Annotated in this window: 11 protein-coding genes; 1 reads left to right on the plus strand and 10 read right to left on the minus strand. The window is 41.8% G+C overall.

Annotation, left to right across the window (positions count from 1 at the left end; genetic code table 11):
• Positions 1-41: 41 nt before the first annotated feature.
• From BA1_RS08050 to BA1_RS08085, 8 genes are all read right to left on the minus strand, one after another.
• A complete protein-coding gene (locus tag BA1_RS08050) occupies positions 42-1,379 on the minus strand; it encodes an MmgE/PrpD family protein (RefSeq protein WP_008357596.1) in 1,338 nt (445 codons plus the stop codon).
• Positions 1,370-2,488 carry an amidohydrolase gene (locus tag BA1_RS08055; protein ID WP_193352004.1) on the minus strand — a complete coding sequence of 373 codons (1,119 nt, stop codon included), beginning with the start codon at positions 2,486-2,488 and terminating at the stop codon, positions 1,370-1,372. The genes BA1_RS08050 and BA1_RS08055 overlap by 10 nt, the downstream gene beginning before the upstream one ends.
• A 73-nt stretch (positions 2,489-2,561) precedes the next feature.
• Entirely contained in the window at positions 2,562-3,308 is a 747-nt protein-coding gene (locus BA1_RS08060; protein WP_008357600.1) for an amino acid ABC transporter ATP-binding protein, read from the minus strand.
• Between the two features lie 12 nt (positions 3,309-3,320).
• On the minus strand, positions 3,321-3,995 hold the full coding sequence (locus BA1_RS08065) for an amino acid ABC transporter permease (RefSeq protein ID WP_008357602.1): 675 nt from the start codon (positions 3,993-3,995) through the stop codon (positions 3,321-3,323).
• A 24-nt stretch (positions 3,996-4,019) separates the two neighbouring features.
• Positions 4,020-4,814, minus strand: a complete 795-nt coding sequence (locus BA1_RS08070; protein WP_008357604.1) for an amino acid ABC transporter substrate-binding protein — start codon at positions 4,812-4,814, stop codon at positions 4,020-4,022.
• Positions 4,815-4,836: 22 nt separating this feature from the next.
• Complete coding sequence (locus BA1_RS08075) at positions 4,837-5,340, minus strand: GNAT family N-acetyltransferase (protein WP_008357606.1); 504 nt, start codon at positions 5,338-5,340, stop codon at positions 4,837-4,839.
• Between the two features lie 17 nt (positions 5,341-5,357).
• On the minus strand, positions 5,358-6,683 hold the full coding sequence (locus BA1_RS08080; protein ID WP_008357608.1) for an LLM class flavin-dependent oxidoreductase: 1,326 nt from the start codon (positions 6,681-6,683) through the stop codon (positions 5,358-5,360).
• A gap of 200 nt (positions 6,684-6,883) precedes the next feature.
• Complete coding sequence (locus BA1_RS08085; RefSeq protein ID WP_008357609.1) at positions 6,884-8,668, minus strand: right-handed parallel beta-helix repeat-containing protein; 1,785 nt, start codon at positions 8,666-8,668, stop codon at positions 6,884-6,886.
• 264 nt (positions 8,669-8,932) lie between these two features.
• Here BA1_RS08085 and BA1_RS08090 point away from each other — a divergent pair, with 264 nt between their 5' ends.
• Positions 8,933-10,426: a peptide MFS transporter gene (locus BA1_RS08090; protein WP_008357611.1), complete on the plus strand. Its 1,494-nt coding sequence runs from the start codon at positions 8,933-8,935 to the stop codon at positions 10,424-10,426.
• Positions 10,427-10,488: 62 nt separating this feature from the next.
• Here the strand turns inward: BA1_RS08090 and BA1_RS19855 are convergent, their stop codons facing one another.
• Entirely contained in the window at positions 10,489-10,863 is a 375-nt protein-coding gene (locus BA1_RS19855; protein ID WP_155887858.1) for a metalloprotease family protein, read from the minus strand.
• A gap of 253 nt (positions 10,864-11,116) precedes the next feature.
• The gene (locus BA1_RS19455; protein ID WP_237739200.1) at positions 11,117-11,797 is read right to left on the minus strand and encodes a hypothetical protein; all 681 of its coding nucleotides are present in this window, start codon (positions 11,795-11,797) and stop codon (positions 11,117-11,119) included.
• Between the last annotated feature and the right edge of the window lie 472 nt (positions 11,798-12,269).

The raw sequence follows: 12,269 nt of genomic DNA on the forward strand, positions 1-12,269 counted from the left end.
TCCCTGTCTCAAAAACGGGGGTCAGTCCCCTTTTTTCTTTCTTACAACGACAAAAGATGCAAATAGAAGATTTCATTATCCTCTTCAATGACATGTAAAATCTGCCGTGCATAAGATGCGTCCGTGACACTGTTTAATTTTTGTATAATGTCTTCTGTCGATAGCGCATGTCCTGGTGCTCCCCGCGGGATATCGACCCGTTTGCTGATGGTCGTGCCATCAAATAAGGTGAGCTTCACAATCGTAAAGCGTCCTTTTGGCACTGCGTCTGGATGGGGTTCTGTCGTTTGATCATACACTCTATTTACCCGCTTCATCCATGCCCGCATCTCTGGTGAAATGGCTTTTTTCGTAAAGGCATCCAGTGATAAAGGTTGTCCAAACACCGCTAGTGCGATGACGTATTCGACACTAAATCGTCCTTCTTCACCCGTCAAAGGTGTCCTCTCAATTAGCGCTGCATCTCCGCCTGGCGGGAATATGACATCTACTTGTTTCACCTGCTCCAGTGAGAAAGTATGCTCTTTTAATAAGGATAGGATTGCATCGGCAGCATGATGCGCCGCTGAACAGAACGGATACACTTTGAACCATAGACCTGGCGAAACAATACGCCACGCCGCACCATAGCCCTCTAGCAAACGTCTTTCCGCTAGTTTCTGATCTCCATAGAGAGAAAAGAAGCCAAGCTCTCCATCCAGAACCGATTCACTCCCGCCAAAACCTGAACAAGCTAAATCCATGGACCATACGGCTGTTTTAGCGGCTAGGCCGGCTTGTAATGGCTTCATGTCAGTGCCAAATTGCTTGCGCATTCCTGCTGATTGCGCACCAGCAAAGCCGATCGCTTTCGCAAGCTCTTTCTGTGAAACTTGTTTCAAATGACCAATGGCACAGACTGCTGCAATGGCTCCGAGAGTCCCCGTATTGTGCCAGCCCCGCTCATAATGCGCCTTACCAATGGATTCCCCAAGCCTTGCCATCACTTCAACACCTGTGATGTAGGCACTTAAAAATCGGTCACCATATGCCTCCCCGTCTGTTAGCTGGGAAAGCAAGGCAGGGATGATGACCGCACTTGGATGTCCTCTCACATCTGAATGCACATCATCATAATCAAGGGCGTGAATCAGGTAGCCGTTTAGCATGGCTGCTGCTTGGCGGCTGACCTTCTTCCCTTGTCCAATGACGGGAATTTGAGCTGCTCCGCCTTCTTGTTCCACAAGTGCCATGAGCTTTTGAATTCCTTCATCCTCTTTCGCGGCAAGCGCTGCCGCCGCAGCATCTAATAGACCATTTCGAGCCATTTCTACCGCCCGCTGATCTTGAAGTGGATGAGCAGACAGTACAGACTCTGCCAATTGTTTGGTTAGTTCCATGATCGTGACTCCAATGCCCGAACTGCAAGCTCCGCAAAGAAAGCGGCGGCGACTGGAAGTGCGTCTTCATTTAACGTAAAGGCAGGGTGGTGCCACTCCTCTGTACCGCTTGTCCCCATCCATACAAAAAAGCCTGGAATGCGCTCCTGGTAAAGGGCAAAGTCTTCCCCGCCTGGTGACTGCTCTGCCTGAACGACTGTCAGATCAAGCGCACCAGCCGTTTCTTCTACAACCTTTGTCAGGCGTTCATCATTCATGACAGAAGGCAAATACGGATGCCATCTCACTTCTGCCTTTGCTCCAAACCCTTCGGCAATTCCACTGACGATTTGTTTCATGAGGTCTGGAATCATTGCTCTTACTTCCGGCTCAAACGTTCGCACGGTTCCTTCCATCTCGACACGATCAGGTATTACATTCCATGATGTGCCGCCTTGAATACGTGTGATACTGACAACCGCATGATGCAAAGAACTAATGCGGCGGCTGACAATTTGCTGAAGGGCGCTTGTGATCTGTCCGCTGATGGCAATCGGGTCGACCGTGTGATTTGGAATCCCCGCATGACCACCCGTTCCTTGAATATCAATTTCAAACCGATCGACACTCGCCATTAACGCCTTTTCTCTGATGCCAATGGTGCCGACTGGCAGATCGGGTTTATTGTGCATACCGAATATCGCATCCACACCATCTAAAACGCCTGCCTCTATGACGTGTTTGGCCCCTTGAGCGACTTCCTCAGCCGGCTGGAACAAAATGCGGACCGTTCCCTTTATTTCGTGCTTACGTTCGTTTAATAAGACCGCCGCACCAAAAATCGAAGCCGTATGAAAATCGTGACCGCATGCATGCATTTTTCCGGGTATCTTTGAAGAAAATGGTTCGCCAGATGCTTCGTTAATCGGAAGTGCATCAATATCCGCTCTAAGGACAATCGTTGGCCCCTCTTGTTCTCCTTTGATGTCGCAGACAACCCCTGTTTGAAGGGCAGGGATATCGAGAACCGTCATTCCTTCTTCTTCTAACCAGCGGCGCAGTTTTTTGGTCGTTTCATATTCTTCAAATGACAATTCTGGATGTTCATGAAGCGATCGGCGAATGTTCATCAAACGTTTGTTTAAGTCTTTCTTTTCGATTGATTTCACTGCATTTTCACCCCTTTTAAGAATAAAAAGCAACTTATGCTTCTTCAGCCGCTGCTTCTTTTTGGATAAATCGTTTTGTTCGTTCATTCTTCGTTTCATCAAATAGCTCTGTTGGTGTCCCCTGCTCGATAATATGACCATCAGCCATAAAAATCACATGGTCCGCCACTTCTCTTGCAAACGCCATTTCGTGTGTCACGATGATCATGGTCGTTTCTTGAATGGCAATGGATTTAATGACTTGAAGCACGCCTGAGACGAGCTCTGGATCTAGGGCTGACGTCGGTTCATCCAGCAAAATGGCATGTGGATCGACCGCTAACGCACGGGCAATCCCAATCCGCTGCTGCTGGCCGCCAGATAACGTGACTGGGTAGCTGTCAGCTTTTTGTTCTAGACCTACCTGCTTTAATAGCTCCATACCGATCTCATTTGCCTGCTGTTTCGTCATTTTCTTCGTCACAAGCAGTGACTCTGTAATGTTTTGAAGAGCTGTTTTATTTTTGAATAAATTATAGTTTTGGAACACCATAGCTGTTTGTTGACGCAGGTGATGCGCTTCTTTGCGTGTATATTTGGCCGCATTCAGCTTTGCATCGCCAATTTCAATCATACCTTCATCTGGCGTCTCTAATAAATTTAAGCAGCGCAGCAATGTTGATTTACCGGAGCCAGAAGGTCCGATAATGGCCACAACCTGCCCTTTTTGTACATCGAGATTGATTCCGTCTAACACAACAAGATCGCCGAATGATTTTTTCAAATTGGTGAGCTTGATCATGTCCACACCTCCTTAATTCCGGTAAGGTTTGCTGATTTTTCGTTCAAATAGGTCTTGCAGGGAGCTATAAATAATGGTCAGCACCCAATACACAATCCCAACCGCTAAATACGTTTCAAAGTATTTATAGTTGGCTGATGCAATCATCTTCCCTTGTGCAAACATTTCTGCCACCCCAATGGTAAAGGCAAGAGATGTTTCTTTTAAAAGACCGATAAAGGTATTCCCCGTCGCTGGAATCGCATTTCTGACTGCCTGCGGGAAAATAATTCGCACGTAAGACTGCCATCTTGTCATGCCGACAGATAAGCAGGCTTCAAGCTGCCCTTCATCCACAGAGTTAAGTGCCGCTCTGAAAATTTCTGCTAAGTACGCTGAGTTTTTAATACTTAATCCGATAATGACCGCTGTTAAGGCATCCATTGAGGTCATCGCAGGGAATAGCTGCGGAAGACCAAAATAAATGAGAAAGAGCTGAACCAAAGTTGGAACCGCTCTGAAGAAAGAAATATACAGCTTGGCAAATTGGTATAGGACAGGTATCCGGTTCTTTGTAATGAGCGCGAATACCACACCAATGATAATGGCAAATACCATGGAGACAATCGCCATGAAGATCGTTATCGGCAAGTATTGAATCAAGGTCGGAAAAACCGTCACCATATACTGCCAATCAATGTGATTCATGTCTGCTGTTCACCGCCGCTGTCTTTATTTTTTAATTGGCACTGTCACATCGTCTTTGAAATATTTCTCAGACAATTTCTTAAGTGTCCCGTCTTCTCTTAATTCTTTGATCACTTTATTGAATTCTTCTCTTAGCTTGTCATGCTTTTTATCTTTGGCAAATGGGTAGCCCACTTCTTCATAAACAATTGGATTGCCTACGATTTTCAGTGGAAGACCTGTTTTTTCAATTTGAGCCAATAATACACTGCGTCCGTTGACGTACGCATCTACACGGCCATTTGCCACTTCATTTAATACGCCGTCTTGTGTTTCATATGTTTTGATCTTGATTTTCTTGTCTGGGTCTTTGCTCTCTAGATTTTTGGCATGGTTTGAGCCAAGAACAGCCGCAACTGTTTTTCCTTTTAAGTCGTCAAGCCCTTTAATGTCATTGTTGTCTTTTTTCACGATGATTTGAGTTCCTGCGTACGCATACGTATCTGTAAAGTTGAACGTTTGTTTACGCTCATCTGTGATCGCTACTTGGTTTGATACTGTATCCAGCTTACCAGATGTCAGCTGTCCCATCAGTCCGCTGAATTCACTCAGCTGCCAGTCTAGTTTGTAGCCTAGCTTTTTCGCAATAGCTTCTGTGACTTCGACATCAAACCCTACTAGTTTGCCGTTTTCTTTATAAGCGAATGGATAGCTTTGGCCTGTAGCGCCTACTTTCAGTACTTTATCGTCTTTGCCTTCACTCTGCTTGCCCCCGCCGCAAGCTGCTAACACCGCCAGCATTGCCGCAAATAAAACAACGAGCCACTTTTTGTTTTTCATGTTCGTAAACCCTTCTTTCCTTTTATGGTTGTGTAATATCTGATCTTAATTGTTTTTTGAAATAAATGGTGATATGACCTTTGCCTAAATCCTTTTCACCTGCTTTGACGTAGCCTTTGCGCTGATACATATCCATAAGCCACGGATGCTTATCAGCTGTACCGAGAGACACATACGGTACCTTCAGTGTATCCCTCAGCACTTCGGTTTCAACCCACTCAAGTAAAGCAGAGCCTGTCCCTTTTTTCGCCGATGGTTCTGAGGCAAACCACCAAATGTGTGGAACGCCGAACGGTCCTGGCTGTTCACCCCAAGGCATACGGAGTGTTAAGGTGGAGAGAAGCTCTCCGTTTTCTTCCATTACATAGCAAAGGTTCTTTTGTACATTTTTCTGAACGAGAGCGAAATCTGCATGTGCTGCTTGGAACTGGATGCCGAGCTCACGAATCGGCTCGTAGGCTCTTGTTGTCAGTTCAAGCAGCGCCTCTATATCTTCCTCAGTTGCCAGACGAAACGTGTATCCCAACGTTAGTCACCTCACCCTTATGTCGTGTAACGATTTTTTGGCTGTTTTAATCCGAGATTTTCTCGTAAGGTTTGTCCTGTGTATTCTGTTTTGAACAAGCCTCTTTCCTGAAGGATCGGAACGACGCGATCTACGAATACATCGAGTCCTTCTGGCAATAATGGCGGCATGACGTTAAAGCCATCTGCTGCTTCCTCAGTGAGCCATGTTTCCATTACATCTGCCAGCTGTTCAGGTGTTCCAATGAAAATATGATGACCGCGAGAGCCGGCAACAGATTGGTAGAGCTGGCGAATGGTCAGGTTGTCCTTTCTCGCCATATTCATGACAAGATCAAAACGGCTTTTCACCGCATTGGACATGCTTGGATCAATCTCTGGAAGCGGCCCGTCTAATGGGTACTGCGTCAGATCAATTCCACCTAAATAGTTTTGTAAAATACTAAGGCCAATCTCTGGAACAATCAGCTCTTGTAATTCTTCATACTTTGCTTTTGCTTCTTCCTCTGTATCGGCAATGATTGGGAAGATGCCCGGCATGATGCTGACATCCTCTCTAGCACGTCCAGCTGCCTCTACTTTCCCCTTCAAGCTTTGATAAAATTCCTTCGCTTTGGCAAGATCGTTTTGTGCCGTAAAAATGAGCTCAGCCGTTTTAGCTGCGAGCTTTTGACCATCTTCGGAAGATCCTGCTTGAATGATCACCGGCTGCCCTTGCGGCGTACGTGATACGTTGAGCGGCCCTCGAACAGAGAAGAACTCACCTTTGTGATGCAACTCATGGAGCTTCCTAGGATCAAAGAATTCTCCCGTTTCTTGGTTTCTCACAAGTGCGCCTTCTTCCCAAGAATCCCAAAGACCTTTAACGACATCTACGAATTCCTCTGCCCGCTCATATCGTTTGTGATGCGCTAAATGCTCTTCTCCGCTAAAATTTTTCGCTGTTTCTTCAATAGAAGATGTGACCACATTCCATGCCGCTCTGCCGCCCGATAAATGATCGAGTGAAGCAAACTGTCTCGCAATATGGAATGGCTCACTGTATGTAGTCGATGCTGTTGCTGCTAAGCCGATTGTAGAGGTAGACTCTGCAATGGAAGAAAGCAGTGTGAGCGGTTCAAATCTTGTCAATACATTCGGATGAGAGGTATGATTAATGGATAAGCTGTCGGCTAAAAAGAGCAAATCCAGCTTTCCTTCCTCTGCCTTTTTCGCTAATTGTTTAAAGTAATCAAGATTCATGGCTGCATCTGGTACTGCTTTCGGATGTCTCCAAGAGGCGACATGATGTCCAGTTCCTGCGATGAATACGCCTAGCTTGAGCTTCCATTTTGGCTGTGACACTTGTTCTTCATCCTTTCTATATCCTACTGTATCAAACTGAAACCATCAGAAGATACATTTTTCTGATTGAATTAATCGGTTTTATCCATAAAAAAAGGGCAAATGTTGTGAAAAATGAAAAATAATTATTACTATATGCCCTTTTTACATGATTGTCAACCGCCTTCTAAACCTCCAAAAAAAGGGATTTCACAGGGCGTTTATGGTGGGTCGATTTCAATATTTCCGATGAGCCGGTCTGTGTTGTGTGTCATCCATTGACTGCGCTCCAGCACGTTATGGGCAATCACCGAATGAGTGGAAGACATGGTGCGGAAGGCAATCGCTTTTTGAGGCGAGAAATTGATGATATTATTCCTCAGCACTCGTGCTGAGACGGTCTGGTCCAGAAAAATCGCTGTCGGCTGTCCGATGGAACGATTTAAATAAAAGCGGTTATCTCCGATTTGGGGTGAACCGTTTTTAATATACATCACCACATATAAGGATGTTTCTTCAAAGGAATTATCTTTAATTTCTAAAGGTCCTGTGGTGTTGCTGTATACGGCGTAGTTTTGATACTGTTTAAAGCGATTCCGCCAAATGAGAGCCTTTGCATTTCCTGTGACACTGATCGTATAAGAAGACGTAAGCTCTGATACTCCTTCTTGAATAAAGTGATTGCCGTTAATCCCCGCTTCTCCACCCTGCACCCATATCCCTCTGCTGAATTCCTTGAATTGATTATGTCGAATCAGGATATTTGTTCCTCTGACAATTGCTGCATCGATGACAGAGTAGATGGTATTGTTTGAAAAGACAATGCTATCTGATTGATAAATACGAAGCGATGCACTTCTGAGCCGTGTGTTTGTCCCTGACTCAATATGATTTCCTTCTATTAAAATACGATTCGCCATATATACGGACACAGCCGCATCTTCGAAAAGACTGATTTTATTCCCTGTGATGTGCACGCTGTCTCCCCTTACGTCAATGCCCTTTTCAAACCCTTCAATCATATTGCCAATAATAATGACATTGTTTTCCGTTTGATCAAGCGAGACACCTAAGCTCGTAATCCCTGCTTTTGTCACGCCCCCTCCCACTGCACGAATCAAATTATTTGCGATGATCGTTTCAGTGGCGAAGCCATAGGAGATACTGCTGTCCGTTTGATTGCCTTCAATGATCACACCATAGCCGTTGAAGTTATAAATGGCGCTTGCTGCCCCGCCTCTCACAATGTTGTTTCGGATTTGAATATTCAGCGGTTCCTCCAGATTGGTCGCATTTTCTCCATATCCTTCAATATCAATCCCCATTTTTGGCTCGACCCCGTTGACCCCTGCTCTTTCAATTAAACAATCCTCAACAATGACCCCGTCACAGCCTGTAATGGATATATTGTTCCGCCTTGAATCCGTGATGGTGCAGCCAGAAATATGAATAGACGAAGCAGGTGAGTACGATTCGATATGGGTCAATAAACCGTGCGGACTGACAATGATGCCGTCTCCCGTACAATTTTGAATCTGTACATGATGCACATTCACATGGGAAGCACCTTCGATACACACACCAAAACCCCATTCATGGGTTTTTCTTTCAGAAGGGAGTGACTTGTACACATGCGTATCCCGGTCTCCTTCAATCCGTCCGCCTCGAATGGTCACATGCTGAACTTTTCCTATATAAAATGCCGCATATCCCCATGAATCATTTGGTTTTACTTTGATCACGGCATCTGATGCCATATCAATACAAATATGGCTAGGCACCCGTATGCCGGCATTCCGAAAAGGAAAAAATGGATCTCCTCTGTACACCGCATCTATTACATACGTACCACTCGGCAGCCAGACGTGGGAGTAGCCTTGTGCTTTTGTCCATTCTAGGCATTCGTTCAGCTTCACCGTACAGTCCGTTTTCCCGTCTGCAATCACGCCAAAGTCTAATACATTGACAATGGGCTTCTTCAGATCAGATTCATTCAATTCCCCCAACCAAACCCCTCCTTTTCCCACATGTTCTCTCGTCATCCTATGCATGTGAAAAAGGTTTGCTTGTACATTACTTAAAATTTTAGATAAATTCTTTCGGAATAATTTTTCGATGATTTTTATTTGATTGAATTTTTTAAATTTTTTTGAGTCTTTTCGCCTATTGAACTAACATTTTCCTGTTTTAGAATAGTTTTATATTGACACAAGAACTATACAAGAATATCATTTTTCTCATATCTCTTTTTTTAAGAAAGGATCTATGCCATGTCTACAATTGACCACGATAAAATTGTTAAAAGTGTTCCACAAAAAGGTTTTTTTGGACACCCTAAAGGACTTTACACACTGTTTTTCACTGAATTTTGGGAGCGTTTTTCTTATTATGGCATGCGTGCACTTCTCATCTATTATATGTACACAGAGGTGACAAAAGGCGGTCTTGGCTTTGACCAGACGACAGCCAATTCGATCATGTCTGTTTACGGTGCCCTTGTCTACATGTCAGGAATTATTGGCGGATGGCTCGCCGACCGGGTATTCGGTTCATCTAGTACGGTCTTTTATGGCGGGGTTTTCATTATGCTTGGTCATGTGATTTTAGCACTGCCAAGCGGAGTAACAGCACTCTTTATTAGTATGGGGCTGATTATTATTGGGACAGGTCTTCTAAAGCCGAACGTTTCAAACATTGTCGGTGACCTGTATACAAAAACGGACCCTCGCAGAGATTCTGGTTTTAGTATTTTCTACATGGGGATCAACATGGGTGGTTTTATTGCCCCATTAATTGTCGGAACACTCGGTCAAAAAGTGAATTTCCATCTTGGTTTCTCACTTGCTGCCGTTGGTATGCTTATTGGACTCATTACGTTTGTGATCACGAAAAAGCCGAATCTTGGGCTTGCCGGCACTTATGTGACAAATCCACTAACAGCTGCTGAACGCAAGAACTTCAAAATTTTCGGAACATTGATTGTGATTGTTCTCGTTGTTTTTGCTGTCATTGGCATCCAAACAGGAGCACTCACCATTAATCTATTCACTTGGTTTGTCAGTGTCCTTGGTGTCCTCATTCCGATTGTTTATTTTATTGTGATGTATTTTAGTAAAAAAACGAGCGCAGTGGAGCAATCCAGGGTACTCGCTTATATTCCATTATTCTTAGCTGCGGTCATGTTCTGGGCGATTCAAGAACAAGGCTCAAACATTTTAGCCACATATGCAGACCAACGAACCAATCTGAATTTCCTTGGAATGACACTAGCCTCTTCGTGGTTCCAATCCTTGAACCCGATCTTTATTGTGCTGCTGTCACCAGTATTTGCTTGGTTATGGGTCAGACTCGGTAAGAAACAGCCGTCTACCCCGGTTAAGTTCTCACTTGGTCTACTGTTTGCAGGGTTATCCTTCATCATCATGATCATTCCTGCATACATGTCTGGTCCAAATACACTTGTAAGCCCAATATGGCTTGTTCTAAGCTTCTTCCTTGTCGTGATCGGAGAGCTTTGCCTATCACCGGTTGGACTTTCAGCTACAACAAAACTGGCACCTGCTGCTTTCTCAGCGCAAACCATGAGCCTTTGGTTCCTTTCAAATGCGATGGCACAGGCGATCAATGCACAGGTGGTCAAACTGTTTGATAAAGTGCCAGAAACCGTCTATTTCGGGATCATCGGCCTCATCGCCATCGTTTTATGTGTTGTCATGCTTCTGTTTACACCGGTGATTAAGAAAGCGATGAAAGGTGTTCATTAATAAAAAACTGGACATGAAGTACTCATGTTCAGTTTTTTATTTTATTTATTCATAATAATCCTTCATTTTTTCAGCATCTTCATTATGGAATATAATATGATGGATCCATCAGCAGTAAAAGGGAACAAATTCATAAGGTTTAATATACAAATAAATGCAAATGCATTCCAGTATATACTGATATCATAGTATAATAAGAGCCCACCACTAATCGGTAAAATAATATTAGGTGCTACTGAAATGACAAAAATATGAAGATATTTTTTATCATTTAGGTATGAAACACTAGCTCCAAATATATTAAGCTTCAGCCCTAATATCTTCTTTTGAAATTTTTTTATCAACAACAAATGAATAGCTTCATGGATTATAAGCACACTCATCAATATAAGATAAAAAAGGATAAACCCTTTTATAAATAAAATCATGTTTTCCATACTTTATTTCGTTGTTTTTTTAGACTTTATAATAGCAAATAGCGCAATAATAAAAAGAATATATATCATATATATAATTAAAATTTGAGATGTAAATGAAAAATTCGTATACAATTCTTCTTTATTAATTGTCATATCAATTTTCAGCCCTAATTTTGACATATATACGCCAGTCTCATCAATAGAAAAAAGAGTCGTTATATAATCAATTAAAAAAGCAACTAAATATAAAATTGTACCTAAAAATATCCACCTAGGCAGTCTCATCTAAATAACTCCTTTCCAACAAATAATATTTAACTGAGAATAGCAACAAATATACAGAGACAAAAATAAGCACACTATTTGAAATTAGGTAAAGTCCTACAGCCATTACAATACATAGTACAGAAGCAGAGAACTCATTTAAAGAACTCTTATTTTTCGGAAATATAATACTCATTATCAGCCCTGCTTCAAATAAAATGACACCATAATAGAGACTTTTTACGAAATCACCTGATAACATCAATGATGTGATTACAAGTGGGAAATTGATTATTAAATTCATAAATGTTGTAATAAAAGATTCTTTTAAAGAAGTTATCCCAAAAAAAGAATTCATTTTGCGATATGATACAGTTGTATTAAAATATCTAATAGATGAAAATGAAATAATAGGATATATGTATGCAAGTGTAGTCAATGAAATGAGGATATTTTTAGTATCAAAAAGGGATAATACAAAGACTAAAAATACTACACCTAAAAGCCTTATAGTTAATTTACTCCTAATAGTTCCGAGTATAATTAAATTTAATTTATTCATTTTCATATTAAAAGGCAATTTTAAAATATAAAAATCATTAGTAGTATATATATCATTATCAATCTTTGTGTGTAGATAATGGATACATAGCACAAATAGAGCAATTAAAATACTTAAAATAAGCATGAACTTAACCACTAAGACATGATCAATAATCATATTAAATGTCTGAAATTTCATGTCAATTCTAAAACGAAAAGAGAAATAATAAAGGAAAAGAAACAACACTAATAACCCATTATTTATATTAAAAAAATTTAACCTAACAAGTCGACTTAAAGAATAAAAAATTAAATAATAAAAACAGATACTTGCAACGAATAAAAGCTGGCAATATATCAAAATTAAAAAATTTAATCCTATACTATAGTGGAATAACCTCAACATAGGGATCATTATTGCAAAAACAATTAAAAAAGACCAATAACTTAATAATAGTTTGAAAATAACGCTACCAAACCATATACTCCCTTTTTCAAAAGGAAGGATCTTTAGCAGAAATTGCATTTTTTTTGTAAGAGAGAAGGATAGGGTTACAATTAAATAAATAACACCAGTGATAATAATGATCATATTAGTTAGACTAGAGAACAACGAG

Origin of the sequence: Bacillus xiamenensis, assembly GCF_000300535.1 — a bacterium.
In the GTDB taxonomy this organism is placed as follows: Bacteria; Bacillota; Bacilli; order Bacillales; family Bacillaceae; genus Bacillus; species Bacillus xiamenensis.

Excerpts from the sequence above, each read along its gene's own strand:
- BA1_RS08065 (WP_008357602.1), bottom strand. The coding sequence starts at position 3,995 with ATGAATCACATTGATTGGCAGTATATGGTGACGGTTTTTCCGACCTTG.
- BA1_RS08070 (WP_008357604.1), bottom strand. The coding sequence starts at position 4,814 with ATGAAAAACAAAAAGTGGCTCGTTGTTTTATTTGCGGCAATGCTGGCG.
- BA1_RS19455 (WP_237739200.1), bottom strand. The coding sequence starts at position 11,797 with ATGCTTATTTTAAGTATTTTAATTGCTCTATTTGTGCTATGTATCCAT.
- BA1_RS08055 (WP_193352004.1), bottom strand. The coding sequence starts at position 2,488 with ATGAACATTCGCCGATCGCTTCATGAACATCCAGAATTGTCATTTGAA.
- BA1_RS19855 (WP_155887858.1), bottom strand. The coding sequence starts at position 10,863 with ATGGAAAACATGATTTTATTTATAAAAGGGTTTATCCTTTTTTATCTT.
- BA1_RS08060 (WP_008357600.1), bottom strand. The coding sequence starts at position 3,308 with ATGATCAAGCTCACCAATTTGAAAAAATCATTCGGCGATCTTGTTGTG.
- BA1_RS08050 (WP_008357596.1), bottom strand. The coding sequence starts at position 1,379 with ATGGAACTAACCAAACAATTGGCAGAGTCTGTACTGTCTGCTCATCCA.
- BA1_RS08090 (WP_008357611.1), top strand. The coding sequence starts at position 8,933 with ATGTCTACAATTGACCACGATAAAATTGTTAAAAGTGTTCCACAAAAA.